Here is an 18501-nt window from a genome sequence, read left to right on the forward strand (position 1 = left end):
ATTAACTTTCAATCAAGTAAAAGGAAAGTGCTACATTAAGGAGAACACCATCTTGAAACTTCCTAGGATCATACCCTGTCAGTTCTTTTATCTTTTTTAATCGATACTGAACTGTGTTCTTGTGAACAAATAACTTGTCAGCTGTTTCGTTAATTGATTGGTTGCAACGGAAAAAGACATCTGCTGTTTCTAGTAATTGTTCCATTTCTGGTTGCTCTCTTATTCGAAGTATCCTTTCAATAAAGTCATATCTCGATTCCGGTGAAATTTCTTCAATGAATGATTCTAATCCCAACTGGTCATAGAACTCTATCTTATTATTTTTACTCGCTATCTTTGCTGCTCTCTTCGCTTCATTAAAAGACTTAGGTAGACCATTCATCTCTGAGTGATATCTACCAATCCCAATCGATGTTTCAATTCCATGTTTTTCTTTCAATTTCGTTCTGATTTGCTCTAATCGATATACAATCATTTCTTTTTGGATTTTACTATCGAGATGAGGGTCTATCGTTAACAGGACTACATATTTTGAACTTCCTGACGGAATAACGATATCTTGTTTTTCATATTTTAACTGCCCCTCAATTGTTTTCTGTATGGTAAGGCGGTATTTTTGAATTTCCAGCTCCCCTTCTACATTTGCATTCGCACTTTTAAGCTTATTGTAGATAAGATCATTAAAATCTTTGAGATTAATTAAAACACCAACCCTTGGTAAATGGACATTTATCCCAAGAATCCAACCTCTTGCAGCAAATAACTTGTCATTTTCCCAGTTTGCAGAAATCCATTCTTCAATGAAGAATTCTTTAGCCCTCTCCTCAAGATCAGTCTGCTCCTCAAGGTAAGCTTCCTTTAGTAGGATCTCCGTCATTTTCTTAATTACCTTACCAAATGGTTCAATTTCTTCTTCTTGACCTGTTACCCCAATTACACCTACAACTTGTTGGTTTAAAAAAACTGGAAAATTGATACCCGGCTTAACACCTTTTTCTATATCGATATCTTTTATCACTACTGTCTTCTTCGTTTGGACAGCTTGCAAGGCACCTTCATGGACCGTTCCAATACGCGTTTTGTCTATACTCGCAATAATAACTCCGGCTTCATTCATAAAGTTAATATTCCGCTGAATGATATTTTCCATCTCTTCTACTATAGATTGAGCATAATCCGACGATATGGACATGGTAACACCTCATTCTTTAATGCTAATATGGTAAAAATCAAAGTATAGATAATTACACTGTTATTTTATCTTATTAACACAACTTTTGCACTTTAGTATCCTTGACCCAAACAGTCAGCCCTCTAGGCAAAAGAGACGCTCCCCTTAAGATAGCGAAATCGAACAACTCCAAGCAACTACTTAAATCTGTATTTAAACCAACTATTTATACAAACACCCGGCCATCACCGGGAGATACATTTAATGAATCACCTTTATTCTTCCAACCGACCCATCCTCAAGCCTAACTTTAATTCCATGTGGATGAGTTGCTGAATTGGTTAAAATATCTTTAACTACTCCCCTTGTTAGCTTGCCTGATTTTTGATCTTGTTTTAAGACAATATCAACCGTAGATCCAACCTGTACTTCTTTTCGATTCTTACCGTTCAAGAAAATCATCCCTTCTTGTATTATTGCATTCGATATCCTTACTGTGTGTTGGTAGGGACGGTTCTCACCGAGAAAACCCTTTATTATAAGGACCGAAGACCCATATAACCGACTTATCCGCAAAGCGGATCTGGTGTCTGCGGATTTTATTATGTTTACAGTCTAACTCTATTGAGGGATAATCGTCAGACATGCAGCTAAGCCACCATTCATACTTCTTCTAATTTGAGGAGTACACATAGGATGAGTATCATAAGCGACAGAAATCATGATTTATCTCCTCCACTCTGATCTTCCTTTCCTTTTCTAAAGTATCAATATGTTTTCCTAACCAATCATATAAAGATTTTGCAGAATTAAGACTCATAACTACACCTGTAGACACGTGTCTAATAACCTTTGTTTTATGGTTTTCTGGTTCTAGCTCAGGCTCACCAATAAATTCACCTTTTTCATTTATAGCTCCTACTGTCCACATACGACAAAGAATGTGTTCTAACCCCTTTCGTTTCTTGTAATATCTAGGTTACTCCTGATCAAAATAATGTTGAATGATAGGCTCCAAGGAGAGTGGCTAGTCCAATTCCTCTAGAACTTCATCTGACTGTAATGAAATGAGTGAACTGAAAGATTGCTTTTACTTCATCCCATTTACGTAATCGCGAATAATACTAGCTAATCTTCTTTCTGCTCTGTTTCTTAATTGAGAAACCCGAGAGCTCGTTACACCAATACTTTCCCCGATTTCACCCAACGAGAGAACATTGCTATTTATCCCATATTGTAAATTTAAAATAGTTTGTTCTCTTTCTTTTAGGTTATGTTTAAAATATACATAAACGCGGATAAATCTGTTGTATTCTTTAGAGTCTTTTTCCTTTAACAATGGGTAATAACCCTTTGATTGTCCTCTTTTAGGTTTGTATGTCGGACCGTACTTTGAGTTAATCATGTCTAAATAAAATAAAGCGTCTTCTTTAGTTATTTGATCATTATTTGGCATCATTGACCTCTTTCCCTAATTTATCAAGCGCTTCATCGTCCCCACAAATTACATACCTGTAATCAGTTTCGACTTTCACTTTAGAGGATAACCATTTTCCTAAAAAAGGGAACTCCTTTAACTTTCCATAACATTGAATGGTATCTGAAATCCCGAAATTACTTTTACGGCTGCATCAAGATGATCAAACTCTTGGTAAATATATTCCTTGATACCAATCAAGTCCTGTTTAGCAAAAGGGGGTAATTCTTAGTTTAAGCATAAAGATTAAACTCCTAGATCTTTCTTTATATCCTCTTCAGAAAGCCATTCAACTCCAGTCTTTATCGCTTCCTCTGCTTCTAACAGTTTAGAAAGAAGTTTGATTGTAGCTTGAATTTTTTCATAATCACCAATGTCCACAATGGCAAATCTATCTCGCCCATTTTTGGTTAAGAAATCAGGTTCTCCAACAGTGATATCCTTTAAAACTTCGTAATTCCTTAAATCAGAAACAGACTTAATATTTGGTATAATAACAAGTCTTTTTCGTGGTTGTTATTATAGCATTATTTTACGTAAGATAATTTGTAAAATTATGCAACACCAAACAAAAATCATATTACCTAATCTCTGGAACCTTTCATAATAATATCTGCAAGTAGCTTCTTACCATTATTTTCTTAAACCTTAACTCTTCTGCATATTTCAACAACAAAGAAATATTCTTGTCTTTACTTCCTAAGTAACTTTTTATAGCTTCATTTAATATTGCAACATCCATATTATTGCGATTCGAATAACATCACAAATGGTTCTATCCTTATTCTAAGCGATGCCCCTTCTTCCGAAAATCGTATCTACCTGAGCAGTTCCCATTAAATGATGCAATTGCTTTTTAACAGTATGGACTACGATGCCTGATTTCCTTAGGCTAGAATCGTTGTACCCATAAATCTACCGTAGTTAGGATGTAGTAGACAAAAAGGTAATGGAATTCTTTTGATAATAACCAAGAGGTATGCGATACCATAACAAAAATCGTATACCTCTTATTATTTGAAAAGTCCTCTGCTGCGAGCAAACACCATACGTCTTTTTCAGTTTGCAAAATATGACCACATTACTCTTTAACATATAAACCTATTCACTTTTGCTGAGTGGAGGTAGACCCAAAAATAAGCTCCCTTACAAATTTAGTTGTCAAACTAAATAGCAATCCCCCGACCAGATCTGCTTCGGGGATAAGTCGGGGTTTTCGGCCTTTCTACCCTTGTAAATAAAGGAAATTCACGATGAGAACCGTCCCTACCAGCACACCTAGAGTTTCCATTTGATCCTTCCCTACTTCCGAAACCACTGTCTCACCCTCGGGTCTCTTCTCAATTTTTGTTTTGCAAGCTCTGCCCATTTTTTCACAGCACTAACCGTAGTTCCATGTTCAAGGGCGATCATTTTGCTCGTCTTCCCTTCTAGCACACTACCAATCAGCCAATTCCATTGGTTGTCAGTAAGGATAGACCGTAAATGCCTCCAGAATTCGGGGTCCACCTCTTCGTTCATGGTATAACTAGGGCAGTTATAGGTGAGCTCCTCCACCAATTGATTCAATTTTTCTTGCTTCCGACTTTTAGACCGAATCAAATCAATCAAACGATTCCTGATCAAACTATAAGCATACGTGTTGAATTTCCCTTTCGATTCTTCATAGGTACGATAGGCTTCCCAAAGCGCAAGCAGCCCCTCCTGGTAAAACTCCTGCTCATAATCACGAATACCTAGCCTGTTCATAATATGGTAGACCATCGGCTCATACTGAATAACCACATCTTGAAACTCTTCCATTCAAAACTTCTCCAAGGAAGAAGCATGCCTCTCATGTATTCTGCAGTAACCTCAGTATAGAGCCCCTTTTACCCATTGAATAATCCCGAAACATTACGTATCTACCATATTCCCCTCTTCCATACAACTAAATTTCCCTGGCAAAACGTCATTACCACCTGAACCACCCATCCCCAAACCTCACAAAACCACCAAAATAAAGGGAAACTTCAATCAACGGGGGATTTTTTACTCCCATTGATTGTTATCACCCAAGGGTTATGACCTAAAAGCCCTTGAACCAGTCGGACACTTACGGGCAGTTTATCCCCGCCTACTTTTTTTCGTTTCACATAAGAATTGAAGTGGAGTATTATTCCCCATGAAATAAAAACATTAAATTTTTCATCCTTGTTAGTGAAGTTTGCTTCATGGTTGGCTGCCCATTAATGCGAGACAAAAATTCCTCGCCAGAACCGTCCCTACCAGCACACTTAGCATTTAGCTGTGTTGGCGAGAACCGTCCCTACCAGCACACTAATTTGTGTCATTTATGTGCAAATTTGTATAATTTGTTAATTATTTATACTGGGTGGTTTTGGGGTTGTGGAGGCGGTAGAATATTTGAGTTTTAAAGGGATAATAGTCTTATAAATAAGAGACTTTTATGGAAAATAAAGAAATTGATTGAATTTTAGAGGGTCTAATGACTCTCCCATAAGACCACTTTTGGGAATGCATAATTTGTAACCGTTCCCAATAAGAAAAATTCTACCCTTTTCTCGTTTTCTATCTAATCTCATGAAAGGTGGACTATCTAAACACACAATAACTGTAGCGAAAGAACTTAATAATGAAGCAAGCATCCATTTATACCAGTTTTACCTATCTGAAAAGTTAAAGGAGTTGTACTAAACCCATGACAAAAATTTTGCACAATGATTATGTAATTAATCGCAACACACAAGCCTTACTGCCTGGTATGCATATGGACTATGACACAAAGGTGATCGAAACTAACCAAATCCTTTATGTAAACAAAAGAATCATAGAAATTGTTAAAAATGATTGTCTTGAAGGCGGCTCCACCTATGACGGCCGACGAATAGCGGTCACGAAAAAGATGGGCTTTGGAAGAAAACAGCCCATTCCAATCTACCCTCACCTAGGCATTATCGCATTTCCGACCAAATCACCTGATACATACGACTGTGTATGGATATTCCCTCAACACGTGAAACGCATCATAACAACTCCTACCGGCGAATCAGAAATCTTTTTTAAAGACGGCCAATCGATTGTCGTAAATGAATCCCGTTTCGTCTTAGAAAAACAAATCCAACGATCAGCCATTTGCATCCTAATTTTTAAGGGAGAAGATTCCTTTCCGGCATAAAGTGAACCTTCAATCAGTGGGGTCTCCCACTGATTGTTATCACCCAAGGGCATGACCTAAAGACCCTTGAACCAATCGGACATTTGCGGAGATTTTATCCCCCACCTACTCTTTTTGTTTCACTTAAGACTTGAGGTGGGGGTATTACCGCTCGTAAATGCGGCATAAAAAATGAAACAAATTTTCAAAACCCCACCACTAGGCTGTTCTTTTTGAAATTACCCAACTTGATAATTGTTTAAAAAAGGGGTTGTCTAGTTGGGGGAATTTAAAAATCACAATTACGATGAAGAGGAATATATTGAAAATCTGGCTAAAGAACCCGGACCATTTATTGGTAAAGTCGTCAAACGGAACAGAATAGCTAAAAGAAGAGAAGTACGCAAAAAGGGCGCATGGACCCAAGCAGACTTGGCAGAAAAAATAGAACTCACCGAAAAACACGTACAAAAACTAGAAGCGGGCAGAACCAAAGATCCCTATTTTTCAACCGTAGCCGCCATTCTAAATGCACTAGACCTCACCTATGAAGAATTCCAGCAGCAAGTAAAAGAAGAACAAGCGAAATACATAGCTAAACAACAAAAGAATAAAGAAGAACCAGACCTAAAGTAAATAATTTTGGGTGGTGCCTGTCACTATTCGACAAACTTCGGGTGGTGCCTGTCACTAAATTTTCGTATATTCACCACTTAATTAGTGGTAAGCTTGAAATTGGTAAAAGATTTTTTTGAGTGATAGATTGTTAATTAAAATTAAACAAATTGGGAGAGAATGCAATTTGAAAAAATCAAAAATATTAATACCTTTAGTAGTGACAACGGTTCTTGGTTACCTAGGGATAAAGTGGCAAAACTCTGGGAAGGTGGTATCTGACATAGCAAAAGGTACAGCTGACGCAACTATTCACAAAGAAAAGTCGTTTGGTGGACTCTCACTATCTGTTATTAATACAATAATCGAAAATACACCTAGGGCTGTCAAAGCGGTAATTGATGGGGACACATTGGAGTATTTCTATAGTTCTAACTCTGGTAAACACGTTTATTCGAGTAAAATGTCATTTGATTCAGAAGGAAAGTTAAACTATACTGACTCTCCGTTTCCAGGTGGTACTGCACCGTCTATTTTTGTCAGTAATTTGTTAAATGCTAGAAAAGAAAACAAAGAGAATTTAGGTGACAGGCACTAAAATGGACGTTTGTCCATATTAGGTGCCTGTCACTGTATTCCCGTATTCCAGGGTGGTGAACAGGGCCACTATCCCAGCAAATAACACCCCTCATCTCTTGTCCACCCAGAAAACACACAAACCATCATTTGTCTTTTTGTGGTGCCTAACACCGTTACTGACACCGTTACTAGTTGTTATTTTCAACATACTTTGTTATTCTTAACATGATTTAGAAAACTAAATACTTATATTTAACTACTAGGGGTGCCCGAATAATGTGGGCTGAGAGGAATTGCTTCCGACCCTTATGGACCTGATCTGGTTAATACCAGCGGAGGGAAGTAGTGTGACGAAACTGTCAGTCTATTAAACTCAAGATATAAAGCCAGGTCCATCTATGGATCTGGCTTTTTTGGTCTGGTCGGGTACCCCCAAATGAAAGGAGGTTACCATGAATAGAACCCGTTTATTAACAACAATGGCTATGTTTGTAGCGTTTGGAACCGTTACTGCTCAATTGCTCTGGTTTCCAGCAGGCATCGCCAGAGCTTACCCTGTACAGCATGCCATCAATGTATTAGCTGGTGTATTGCTCGGTCCTGGCCCAGCTGTCATTATTGCCTTTCTGATTGGACTACTAAGAAACATGCTTGGTTTGGGTACGTTACTTGCTTTCCCAGGTGGAATGGTTGGAGCCTTTTTAGCAGGCTATCTGTATAAGAAATCTGGAAAAACAGGATTGGCCATTGTTGGTGAGGGCTTAGGGAGTGGAGTTATTGGAGCTTTATTATCTGTCCCTTTTGCCTATATCTTTATGGGCACTTCTGCTGGAGCATTCGCATTCATGCCAGCATTTCTTATTAGCAGTGTACCAGGGGCAATTATTGGATGGTTCATTGTATCAAAACTAATGAGCAACAAAAGCATTTTAATAGGTACTCAACAGAAAAATTAATATTTTCAATTGGAACTACTAGGGGCGCAATTTGCTGAGATAAGGATTTTCCTTAGTCCCTTGGAACCTGAACTAGGTAATTCTAGCGAAGGAAAGTAGCCGAGGACTATATTTCCCCTCTGTGTCTTTTCCCCTAGTAGTTTCCTCAAAAATTTTAAGGAGGAATTTTCATGTCATTTACGGAACAACTACGCAAAGAAAACGAAGATGTTTTTCAACTAATTTTTAAACACCCTTTTGTCGATGGAATCGGAAAAGGAGCCGTCCCAAACGAATCGATTGAACACTACATTAAAGCAGACTTTGAATATTTAAATGCATTTATGAAAATTTACGGGATTTCTATTTCAAAGTCATCAAATAGAGAGGATATAAGTTACTTTTTCAACCAAATGAAGTTTATTTTAGACGATGAAATTCACCCGCATCATAATTTTTGCGCGTATATCGGAGTTCCCTATGAAACGCTGCAAGGTCACCCTTTGCCACCAACTGCTGATCATTATATCAAGCATATGTTGTTTCACGCGCAAACTGGAACACTTGCTGAAACATTAGGTGCATTGTTGCCTTGTCCTTGGACATACCAGGAAATTGGTAAGGAACTTATGAAAAAATATAATCCAACCACTAGCCATCCTTTTTACCAATGGATTACCTTTTATGGAGACAATAGTTCAATGAATGTAACAGCAGAAATGCGAGAACGTTTAGATATCCTTGCAGAAGAGGCCTCCTCATTAGAAAAGGAACGTATCAAAGAAGCATTCCGCAAAAGCTGCGAACTGGAATTAGCATTTTGGGAGATGGCTTACACTTGTGAAGACTGGCCGTCAAAAAGGGCGGTGACCAAGTAATGAAAAGAATAGCAAGTGCGCTTACGATTGCTGGAACAGATCCTAGTGGGGGTGCTGGTATTCATGCGGATTTAAAAACTTTTCAGGAATTAAAAAGCTATGGAATGTCTGTCATAACATCTGTCGTTGCTCAAAATACAACAGGTGTTCAGGCCATCCATCATGTACCAATTGAGATGATTGAACAGCAGCTTGATTCTGTTATTTCTGATATGCCTATTCACGCCTTTAAAACAGGAATGATAGCAAATATTGATATGATGAAAGTCATGGCAAAAAAAATTCCAACCATCCATGCACCTTATGTCATGGATCCTGTCATGGTCGCTACTAGCGGGGATGCACTTATTGAAGAACAGGCACGGGATTTTTTAAGAAAAGAACTTTTGCCACTAACAGCTCTAGTAACACCTAATATTCCAGAGGCTGAATTTCTAACCGGTGACAAAATAGAAACGCCCCATGATATGAAAAAGGCCGCAAAGACAATCGTCCATGAATTAGGTGCGGGTGCTTCCCTTGTAAAAGGTGGCCACTTAGAAGGGGAAGCTGTTGACTTTTTTTATGATGGGAAAAATATATATACATTTTCAGCCAAACGCATTCAAACAAACAACACGCATGGAACTGGCTGCACCTATTCCGCTGCAATTACTGCTTATTTAAGTCATGGTTTACCACTGTATGAAGCAATTGAAAAAGCAAAGGATTTTGTTACTGCAGCTATAAAAGGGGCTTTCCCACTCGGTGCTGGTAATGGCCCAACCAATCATTGGGCAATACGAGAGAAAGGATTTTTAAATTGAACAATCAAATAATTGAACAAGTACGAGCAACTACTCCACTAATTCATCATCTAACCAATCAGGTCGTCATGAATTTTACAGCAAATGGTTTATTATCCTTTGGCGCAGCACCCGTCATGGCAAAGGCCGAAGAAGAGGCAGCTGATATGACATCCATTGCTGATGGAGTACTCATTAATATAGGTACCTTAACGTCCAGTGAATTCAAAGCCATGATCGCTTCTGGAAAAGCTGCTAATCAAAAAGGAATTCCGATTGTACTTGACCCTGTTGGAGTGGCAGCAACTCCTTTTCGTTCAGATGCTGTTAAGCAATTTTTACAAGAAGTCCATCCTACCGTTATTAAAGGGAATGCAGGAGAATTAGCTCATCTTGTGAAAATTCCTTGGCAAACAAAAGGGGTGGAATCTGTTGGAGATGGGAATGTAGAAGAAATCGCAGCCGAAGTTGCCAAAACCTTTCAGACAACTGCTGTGTTGACTGGAAAAACAGATGTCATTAGCACATCTGAATCGACCTTTACGAACGAAACCGGACATCCTCTATTAGCAAAAGTAACTGGTGCTGGTTGCTTACTTGGTTCCATTCTAACTGCCTGCCTAACAACGGATGATCCCATAGAGGAACAGGCTCTTGCAGCTGTCCAATTTTACGGATTAGCAGCAGAATATGCCGTAAAACAGGAAGGTGTTCAAGCATCCGGAACATTTATCCCGCACTTTATTGATGCACTTTCCATGGATCCTGAATTTTTAAAGATAGGAGCCTAATTATGAAAACAGACGTTAGTCCATATCTACGCAAATATTTTATTATGGGAAGCCAAAACTGCGAACGTAATCCATCCAAAATACTGGAAGAGGCCGCCCAAGCTGGAATTACTGCATTTCAATTTCGTGAAAAAGGAGAAGGTTCTCTTACTGGAAGTGCAAAATTAGAGCTTGGTAAGGAATTACGGGAAATCTGCAGGAGGTATCAAATCCCTTTTATTATTAATGATGATATTGAACTAGCTGAGGCTTTAGATGTTGACGGGATTCATGTTGGACAGGACGACCAACCAGTAGAAATGCTGCGTCAGGCCTATCCAAATAAAATAATTGGTCTTTCCATTTCTAATTCAGGTGAAGCTGCAGACAGTCCCATCCATTTAGTTGATTATGTTGGTGCGGGTCCGATTTTTTCTACCACTACTAAGGAGGATGCCAAGAAGGCTGTGGGGCTGGAATGGATTCAAACTCTTAGAGCCCAATTTCCGAAATTACCTATTGTTGGAATCGGTGGTATCAACATAGAAAATGCCGCCTCCGTACTAGAGGCTGGTGCTGATGGTGTTTCAGTAATCTCTGCAATTGCCAAGGTAGAAAATATAGCAGATTCAGTTAGAAGGCTGTGAATTGAAACAAGGGGACGGTTCCGATGCTTCACAACCGGTCATTCAAGAAAGATTTAGAATGAAAAGAAGCGAGTGAGAAGTAGGCTAAATTGCGATGTAGGTCCATCGTCTAATTGAATAAAAGTACCCACACGCAAATCGTCGTAATGGGCATTGATTGTTAAGAAACTATTAATATCCTATTCCTACTCATTATTATGAAAATATAGAAAAGGAAGCATAAACCGTCCCCATGCTTTCAAAAAGCAAATACAAACAACACGCACTTAAAAATTCGCTATAACTGAATAAAAATACAATCAATTTACAAATGACCTTCTAGCTATTTCACCATGCATGCTTCTACGGATTTAAAGGTATTCCTTTGTATCAACTAATTGTGCGCCAAACCTTCCTTAAAAAAACGACTGACAAGATGGTGCCTCTTGTTAAAATGCATGGTGCCTTAAAACAATTGTTTAATTATAGATATAGGAAAATACCCCAAACTTCCATTTCCATTCTACAAAAAACGCAAAACACAAAAACTACCAAAATTAAAAAATAGTCGCACCCACAAGTACCACTGGTGTTGTATAATTAACCTTTTCAATATTTATGTACACTTCATCATTGATCTTGTATGGAATCATTTTTAAAACAACTAAAATCCACATTATTGCTATTTAACCAAGCGACAGCTGATAAAGTTCAACGAATAACACCCCCCACCTCTTGTCCACCCAGAAAACACAAAAACCATCATCTGTCTTTTTGTGGTGCCTGACACCGTTACCACAGGTGCTCCACACTCAGAGCAATGAAATATGTTAAAGAACTCTTGGCGGTCGTGAGGCCTTTTTTTACTTCCTTTTCGATTCTCACTCCGGTTGTTCATAATTTGTTGAGCCGCTTCCCAGTCTTCCCGACTCATGATTGCTGGATGGTGATCCCTTATTGTGTACTGAGGCAGTTCACCTCTGTTTTCAGTCATTTTCCCGGCTAATGTATCTGTGACATAATATCGCTGGTACACAAAGTCCCCGCTGTATATCAGATTTTAGTAATCACGCTATCCATTGAGGTACTATGGCACTTCTTTCTTCCTCTGGCTGTTTCAATGCCGTCTTCAGTCAATTCATTACATATTTGATTCGTCGTTTTTCCTGCTAAAAGCTCACGATAAATGTGGCGAATCACCTCTGCCTGTTCCGGATTGATTACCAAGTTCTCTTCTTCATCGTAGTCATATCGTACCTTGCATACTTTGTTTTAAACTGCCCTCGCTCTGCTAATCTGCGCTTTTCCCAAGCTACTGACTCTGCAAGGCTTCTGCTTTCTTCCTGGGCCAGTCCACTATAAACCGTTGCATTACCTCACCATCTTCATCGAGGGTTCGAATGTTCTCTTTTTGAAACACTACCTCGACTGGCGGCTTCAGTCCTTTTTGCATACGTACCGTCTCAAGGACCGCCGTGAGGACGTATGGATAAAAATTTTTATTAAATTTATCCTGATTATGATGACACGTGGTAAACGCCTATATTTAAATCTCCACAAAAAAATACCCACCACCATCTGTGATGAGTAAAATAAGAAAAGGATACTCTTAATCTAGCAATCTTAATTAATGCTCCAAACTATATAGGCCAGATCTGATCTTCAAACATTTTCTTGGCCCAATCCACTTGATCTTTTTTATGAGATGCCATCCACAGCTTATATGCTTCCTTTCGTTTGTGGCCTGCCTCTTTCATCGCTGTGATAAAGTTTCTTATCCTTATAGTATTAATATCTTGTGATGTCTGATTATTAATGTATTCATCGAGTAGTTCCTGTAGGTTCCTCTCATCGGAAAGGAAATAGTTAATGCCTTTCGCTTTCGCAAATGCGATAGATACAGTTTCTCCCCAGTTCTTTCCCTCTTCAACTGTTTTAGGGTCAGCACTTTTTAACAGGTTGATAGTTTCTTCATAAACCATTTTACCAAAAGGATCTCCCTCAAAAGATAATACACTTATGATTTCAGCTCTTCCCTGTTCGATTAATACATCCACTTGATCCCTAGTTCTTTTTGGGACTAAGATCTCATTTTCGTAAACATGTTCATGAATATATAGCATACCTACAAAGAGTGGTATATAGTCTTGAATAGCATTAACATCTGTGACTTTATTCATTTTGATCGCAAAGTCAGCATCAATAATTACTCTATCCCATTTATAATCAGTCATCTCCATCATAATCCTCCATAATGGCTTCCCAATCCTCATCAGTGAATTCCTGACTAGTTAAGCCAAAATCACTCGGAGATTTATGTACGAGAGATAGTAAATACGACAGTTTCTTTTCATCAATCTGACCGTTCTCAAATAACTTGATTGAATTTTCTACTAACCCTTCAAAAAACATTTCTTGTGTACGTTCTTGAGAAGAGTCATTGAGCTGAAGAATCTTTCTGTATAGAAGAACTCCTTTATTAGGATCGCGATCTGGAACTGCTAAAAATTCTTTTAACTGCCAATCACTAATATAATCAATTTCATGCAAACGACGGACGACCGTTTTATAAGGCACAAGAAAAATAGGCATTAACTTAACAATGTCCTCAATCTTTAAACGATGCTTCTCAATCCCTAATGACTCTAATTGATTAATCAGAATCTCTTTAGGAACTAAAAACATTGCGGCAAAGAGATTTGCTCGCAATTCATTAATATCTTCTGTTTCATTCTCAAGTGTGTTGCTTTTTAACATTTCTGATTGATTCAGTCGATCCTGGTCAAACCAAATGTGATAAAGTTCATGCGCTGCTGCAAAAATTTGTTTCTCTTTTGGAATGTGAGTATTTATATATACAAAAAGCTTGTCTTGTTTTTTACAAACAAAAGCACATAACTCATCATCTTCTATGGGGTATTTAAGTAATGTAGCCTCTTCTTCTAATATTGAAAGTACTTCTTCCCTAATAATCCTTCCTGACTTTCGTATAGATCCTAGCTTAGCTAACACTTTTGTTTCAATATCCCTAATTTCAGTCACTGAAAGTTGAGGAATTGTTGCCATCCAACCCCTCCTTTACTTAAGTTTATCCATGGAGTTTTCTAGTTCAATCATTTCATCCATTACATGATCTAAAAACCGAAGCTTCTCTTTTGATTTCTCATTATTGAGGTTTCCAATCATAAACATAATCGGATCCTCAATTGTTCTAGACCTTGAGGTATCTCCAATTAATTCGTCAACTGATATTCCCATGATGTCAGCGATCTGTTGGATTTCTATAATGTTGATAGATTTCTTCCCATTAATGATTTTACTCATCACTTGTGGTGAGACATTTAATTTGTCTGATAAGTATTTTTGAGTGTACCCTCGATCATTAATCCATGTACTAATCTTCTCTCCTATTCGCTCGAAGATTGTCGTCATGTTACACTCTCCTTCAATTTAAATATTTACAATGTCTTATTAATTATAGTATATGTAACTACACACAAAAGTCAATGTTTCGTTGATTTTTACAAAAAAATTTAAAATAAATCGCCAATTCATTGATTAGGGTGGTGCCTGTCACTATTCGACAAACTTCGGGTGGTGCCTGTCACCTTTACCAAAACTTAAGGAACATATTGTTCTTCAATTATTTGCACTGCACCATCTTTGATACTTATCCAGAATGGTATCTTTGCAGCTTTGTCTGTATAAGTATTTAAATATTCAATAAACTCTTCTTTATCTTTTGTGCTGTAGTTCAATCTGTTTTCATCACTACTTGCAAAATTATTTCCCCAATCGATAAACCTGTATTCCACATTTTTATCCACTTCAAATTCAATTTCATCGATTTCAGGATTATAAATATAGTATCCATTAGGCATATCAAATTCTTCTATCTCAAGTTCATTAATTCTATCAGTATCCTCTAGTGTTATCCATTCAATTGGGTCAAGTGTAAATTTAGTTCCATCAGACTCTTCGAAACCAGAAATATAACCAATATATGTTAATCCGTCAGTTTCTCTCGTATCGGTTACAGCTGGAATTTCCACACCAATTACTTTACCATTTTTTAAAACGTAGTTCTGTAGATTAACATACACACCATTAGGGGTTGTGTAATATCTATATTTTTCTTGGGTGGCTTCATTGTAAATCATTGCATAATCTTCATATGAATAAAAATTGATATAATAATCTTCATTTAAAGTTATTCTAAGTGCTACCGTGCTTTCCAAGGGAGAATTAACCTTCTTTTCTTTCCAATTTTTATGCTCAAAAATCTCAAGAAAACCTGAATTAGGTGTAACAGTCAATTCGTTTCCATCTTCAGTCTCTACCACAACATCTTCATCTGTTTCCATGGCTGATAAGAAATTAGTGATGTTCAGCAATGACAAATCCGGTTCTTCGCTTTTCGGATTTGATAATAAACCAATCGACGTAAAGATAAGAATGGCTAAAGCTATAATAATAATATAAAACTTAGGTTGCTTGAAATTGATTATGTTTTTTATTCGCTCCTTTGTATCTCCTTCCCCAAATGCAAGAGGTGTCAATCCAAGCTTCGTTCTTCCTGTTGCTAAGTTTAGCAATGACTGTGAATACTCTTTTTTCACACTATGTCCTAATTGGTTGATAACGGATTCATCACAAGACATTTCCATATCTTTACCGCTCAACCAAAAAGCAATCCAAACTAAAGGATTAAACCAATGGATGCATAAAGTCAGGTAACTTAGAAATCTAATAACATGATCAAATCTCTTGATGTGGGTTTGCTCATGCAACACTATATAATTCTTCTCTCCATCTGACAAAGAAGTAGGTAAATAAATCTTCGGTTGAATCAAACCCAAAACAAATGGTGTTGTCACGTTATCAGATTGATAAATATTATCCTTTTCACAGTTTGCATTTTTAAATTTACTTTTCATTTTTATAAGCGATACCATTCCATAGATTAAGAGAGTAGCAATCCCTAAAAGCCAAAGCAGCGATCCAATAAAAATCCAAACCTGCATTGGATTTACACTAGCAACTACATCTGTTGCTGGTAGCGAACCACTGATAGAATGATCAATATTAGGCATTCCCGTATTGATATTAGGTGATATGTCGTATAAAACATCGTTAGAAATAGGCCTAGGATCCACTGGAATCAAGCTCAAAACGCTTTCAAATGAAATCGGTACAATAAGTCTAACAAGAGCAACTGCCCACAATATGTACGAATACTTTTTCGGTGCTTTTGCAATAAGCAATCTGGCTACTAATATGAACACAATAACTATACTTGCTATATAACTCATGTTAATGACTTGTAAAAATATTCTCTGTAACATACCTACACCTCCCTTTTGTACCCATCAATTAACTCTTGAATCTCTTCAATTTCTTTTTCACTTAACTTCTTTCGTCGAGTAAATGCTGCTAAAAAACTTGGCAAAGACCCTTTGAAAGATTCTTCTAAAAATTCTTCCCCCTTTTTTGCTAAAAAATCTTCTTTTACTATTGAAACTATAACCGTTCCATTTTCATTCTGAAATATCCCTCTTTCACAAAGGCGTTTTAGCATGGTATATGTTGTCGTTCTTTTCCACTCGAATTCTTCAGCACATATCTCAATCAAATCACGAGTTTTAATAGGAGCTTTATCCCAAATAATATCTGCAAATCTCTGTTCCATTTCACCAAGTTTATATTTTTCCATAAGAAAACCTCCTTAGTCTAACTCTATTAGACGATTGTAGTCTAACACCATTAGACTAGACTGTCAATATGTAAAAAAATGCAGACTTATTATGCCTGCAATTCATCTATAAATTATCTTTTGTTAAATTGTCCAACCATTCTCGCAGAACGTACAGTCTATGGGACAGACAAAAAGTGCAAGTTGTATTTCCAAAGATATAATCAAAAACATTTTCATAACATTTTACTCTAAGTCACTGATATCCAGCATTTTCTTATGCTAAATTGTTTAATAAAATGTATTTCACTTCAGTTATTTGGGCTAACGCATCACCACTGGCCAAAGTACTGTCTTTCATGTTTGCGAGAACAGGTCGAACATTTGCTTCTAAATCTTCAAACTGAGTTCCAAATAGCTAAACACCAATCGTATTTTTTAGCAGGGGATCCTCAATTTTCTGTAACTTCTCAACAACACTATAAAAAGCATCATTAGCGATCTCGCCACCTTGAGCAAATTTGCTAGTCATTTCTTCAGCATTAAGACCTAAAGCAGTGAAAGCTTCCATGCTCGTTTTGCTTCCGTCTTTTTTTATGGTGCCTGACACCTTTACAGTACTGAGTTTAAATTAGTTGCCAAGGGGGAAAGTAAGTAATGTAAGTATTGAATATTAGAAAGGGGTATTACTATGGCAAGATTACAAGATAAAGTAGCAATTATTACTGGAGGAACTGGAGGAATTGGTAAAGTAACAGCCGTACGTTTTCTTAACGAAGGTGCCAAGGTTGTATTAGTTGATCTATTTGAAGATTCCTTATCCAAAGCAAAGGAAGAGTTACAATCATTGGGTGAAGTACTAACGATCCAAGCTGATGTTTCCAAAGAAGAAGAAGTTGAAAAATATGTGAAAGAAACGGTTAACAAGTTTGGTAAAATTGATGTATTTTTTAATAATGCGGGGATTGAAGGTAAAGTCGCACCAATTACAGAGCAAAATGTAGAGGATTTAGATAACGTTCTTTCTGTTAATGTTCGGGGGGTGTTTTTAGGTTTGAAACATGTACTTAAAGTCATGCAAGACCAAGGATACGGAAGTGTGATTAACATGTCTTCTGTTGCAGGCCTTGACGGAAGTCCAGGTATTACTCCTTACATTGCATCGAAACACGCAGTAGTTGGATTAACAAAAGCAACTTCAGTTGAGTCTGCACCGTTTAATGTAAGAGTTAATTCTATCCATCCATCTCCTGTCAATACAAGGATGATGCGTTCCCTAGAAGAAGGGATGGGTACAGATGAAGATGCATTAGCCAAAACTATTCCGCTAGGACGCTATGGCGAATCAGAAGATATTTCAAACCTAGTTGTATTCTTAGCATCAGATGAAAGTTCATTTGCAACTGGTGCTCAGTACCGGATAGACGGTGGTATGGGCGCACTTTAAAGATATGTAAGTGGGACCCAAGCGGGACAGTTTTTTGTCCCGCTTAACCTTTTACTTTGTAAATACTTAAGTTGTAATCTTATTGTCTATACTTTAGAATACAGTTTATCTCGTTCCGATTGGAATTTCGTTTTATGGTGCCTGGCACCTTTACTCCCATAACAGCTTTCAAATACGTGTCCGGAAAAGTGATATTTCTGAATAAAGTGTTTTGCGTATTTTGTATGAAGGTGTTTCATGATATGTCCAGTTGGAAAATTAAGGGTTTCCATTTGAAGGTGAATGTGGTTTGCCATGAGACAATAAGTGGGAAGAATAAATGGGAAGAGTAACTTTGTTTCCTCTAGCAACCTTAGATATTCCAAACGA

The 18501-nt window shown here is 37.4% G+C and carries 21 protein-coding genes and 2 riboswitches; of the genes, 9 read left to right on the forward strand and 12 right to left on the reverse strand.

Annotated elements, in window-relative coordinates; translation table 11 throughout:
• Position 1: 1 nt before the first annotated feature.
• From RZN25_05685 to RZN25_05705, 5 genes are all read right to left on the reverse strand, one after another.
• Entirely contained in the window at positions 2 to 1192 is a 1191-nt protein-coding gene (locus RZN25_05685) for a sugar diacid recognition domain-containing protein (GenBank protein MEQ6376316.1), read from the reverse strand.
• A gap of 240 nt (positions 1193 to 1432) precedes the next feature.
• A complete protein-coding gene (locus RZN25_05690; protein ID MEQ6376317.1) occupies positions 1433 to 1624 on the reverse strand; it encodes a YwbE family protein in 192 nt (63 codons plus the stop codon).
• A 637-nt stretch (positions 1625 to 2261) separates the two neighbouring features.
• A complete protein-coding gene (locus tag RZN25_05695; GenBank protein MEQ6376318.1) occupies positions 2262 to 2627 on the reverse strand; it encodes a sigma factor-like helix-turn-helix DNA-binding protein in 366 nt (121 codons plus the stop codon).
• 267 nt (positions 2628 to 2894) lie between these two features.
• Positions 2895 to 3143, reverse strand: coding sequence for a type II toxin-antitoxin system Phd/YefM family antitoxin (locus RZN25_05700; protein MEQ6376319.1), 249 nt, complete (start codon positions 3141 to 3143; stop codon positions 2895 to 2897).
• 807 nt (positions 3144 to 3950) lie between these two features.
• Positions 3951 to 4451 (reverse strand): sigma-70 family RNA polymerase sigma factor, encoded by a 501-nt coding sequence (locus RZN25_05705; GenBank protein MEQ6376320.1) that lies wholly within the window; start codon positions 4449 to 4451, stop codon positions 3951 to 3953.
• Between the two features lie 898 nt (positions 4452 to 5349).
• Here RZN25_05705 and RZN25_05710 point away from each other — a divergent pair.
• The 8 genes from RZN25_05710 to thiE all read left to right on the forward strand — a co-directional run bounded on the left by RZN25_05710 (position 5350) and on the right by thiE (position 11014).
• Positions 5350 to 5826: a competence protein ComK gene (locus tag RZN25_05710; GenBank protein ID MEQ6376321.1), complete on the forward strand. Its 477-nt coding sequence runs from the start codon at positions 5350 to 5352 to the stop codon at positions 5824 to 5826.
• 258 nt (positions 5827 to 6084) lie between these two features.
• The gene (locus RZN25_05715; GenBank protein ID MEQ6376322.1) at positions 6085 to 6441 is read left to right on the forward strand and encodes a helix-turn-helix transcriptional regulator; all 357 of its coding nucleotides are present in this window, start codon (positions 6085 to 6087) and stop codon (positions 6439 to 6441) included.
• A gap of 166 nt (positions 6442 to 6607) precedes the next feature.
• Positions 6608 to 7018, forward strand: coding sequence for a hypothetical protein (locus tag RZN25_05720; protein MEQ6376323.1), 411 nt, complete (start codon positions 6608 to 6610; stop codon positions 7016 to 7018).
• A gap of 232 nt (positions 7019 to 7250) precedes the next feature.
• A riboswitch (TPP riboswitch) is annotated at positions 7251 to 7357 on the forward strand.
• A 94-nt stretch (positions 7358 to 7451) separates the two neighbouring features.
• A complete protein-coding gene (gene thiW / locus RZN25_05725; protein ID MEQ6376324.1) occupies positions 7452 to 7955 on the forward strand; it encodes an energy coupling factor transporter S component ThiW in 504 nt (167 codons plus the stop codon).
• Between the two features lie 10 nt (positions 7956 to 7965).
• A riboswitch (TPP riboswitch) is annotated at positions 7966 to 8066 on the forward strand.
• 59 nt (positions 8067 to 8125) lie between these two features.
• A complete protein-coding gene (gene tenA / locus RZN25_05730; protein MEQ6376325.1) occupies positions 8126 to 8812 on the forward strand; it encodes a thiaminase II in 687 nt (228 codons plus the stop codon).
• Positions 8812 to 9618: a bifunctional hydroxymethylpyrimidine kinase/phosphomethylpyrimidine kinase gene (gene thiD, locus RZN25_05735; GenBank protein ID MEQ6376326.1), complete on the forward strand. Its 807-nt coding sequence runs from the start codon at positions 8812 to 8814 to the stop codon at positions 9616 to 9618. The genes tenA and thiD overlap by 1 nt, the downstream gene beginning before the upstream one ends.
• Positions 9615 to 10388, forward strand: coding sequence for a hydroxyethylthiazole kinase (gene thiM / locus RZN25_05740; protein MEQ6376327.1), 774 nt, complete (start codon positions 9615 to 9617; stop codon positions 10386 to 10388). Before thiD ends, thiM begins: the two co-directional genes overlap by 4 nt.
• A gap of 2 nt (positions 10389 to 10390) precedes the next feature.
• Entirely contained in the window at positions 10391 to 11014 is a 624-nt protein-coding gene (thiE, locus tag RZN25_05745) for a thiamine phosphate synthase (GenBank protein ID MEQ6376328.1), read from the forward strand.
• 661 nt (positions 11015 to 11675) lie between these two features.
• On the opposite strand, the gene RZN25_05750 is transcribed toward thiE, so the two are convergent.
• The 7 genes from RZN25_05750 to RZN25_05780 form a co-directional block, all read right to left on the reverse strand.
• A complete protein-coding gene (locus tag RZN25_05750; GenBank protein MEQ6376329.1) occupies positions 11676 to 12029 on the reverse strand; it encodes a hypothetical protein in 354 nt (117 codons plus the stop codon).
• A 604-nt stretch (positions 12030 to 12633) separates the two neighbouring features.
• Positions 12634 to 13233: a hypothetical protein gene (locus tag RZN25_05755; protein ID MEQ6376330.1), complete on the reverse strand. Its 600-nt coding sequence runs from the start codon at positions 13231 to 13233 to the stop codon at positions 12634 to 12636.
• The gene (locus RZN25_05760; GenBank protein ID MEQ6376331.1) at positions 13220 to 14059 is read right to left on the reverse strand and encodes an ImmA/IrrE family metallo-endopeptidase; all 840 of its coding nucleotides are present in this window, start codon (positions 14057 to 14059) and stop codon (positions 13220 to 13222) included. Before RZN25_05760 ends, RZN25_05755 begins: the two co-directional genes overlap by 14 nt.
• 12 nt (positions 14060 to 14071) lie before the next feature.
• Positions 14072 to 14425, reverse strand: a complete 354-nt coding sequence (locus RZN25_05765) for a helix-turn-helix transcriptional regulator (GenBank protein ID MEQ6376332.1) — start codon at positions 14423 to 14425, stop codon at positions 14072 to 14074.
• Positions 14426 to 14613: 188 nt separating this feature from the next.
• Positions 14614 to 16338, reverse strand: a complete 1725-nt coding sequence (locus tag RZN25_05770) for a M56 family metallopeptidase (GenBank protein ID MEQ6376333.1) — start codon at positions 16336 to 16338, stop codon at positions 14614 to 14616.
• Between the two features lie 2 nt (positions 16339 to 16340).
• A complete protein-coding gene (locus RZN25_05775; GenBank protein ID MEQ6376334.1) occupies positions 16341 to 16706 on the reverse strand; it encodes a BlaI/MecI/CopY family transcriptional regulator in 366 nt (121 codons plus the stop codon).
• A 397-nt stretch (positions 16707 to 17103) separates the two neighbouring features.
• Positions 17104 to 17256, reverse strand: coding sequence for a hypothetical protein (locus tag RZN25_05780; protein ID MEQ6376335.1), 153 nt, complete (start codon positions 17254 to 17256; stop codon positions 17104 to 17106).
• A gap of 120 nt (positions 17257 to 17376) precedes the next feature.
• Between RZN25_05780 and RZN25_05785 the strand changes: the two genes are divergently transcribed.
• Positions 17377 to 18132 (forward strand): glucose 1-dehydrogenase, encoded by a 756-nt coding sequence (locus tag RZN25_05785; GenBank protein ID MEQ6376336.1) that lies wholly within the window; start codon positions 17377 to 17379, stop codon positions 18130 to 18132.
• The last annotated feature ends 369 nt before the right edge of the window (positions 18133 to 18501 follow it).

It is taken from the genome of Bacillaceae bacterium S4-13-56 (genome assembly GCA_040191315.1).
Lineage (GTDB): Bacteria > Bacillota > Bacilli > Bacillales > JAWJLM01 > JAWJLM01.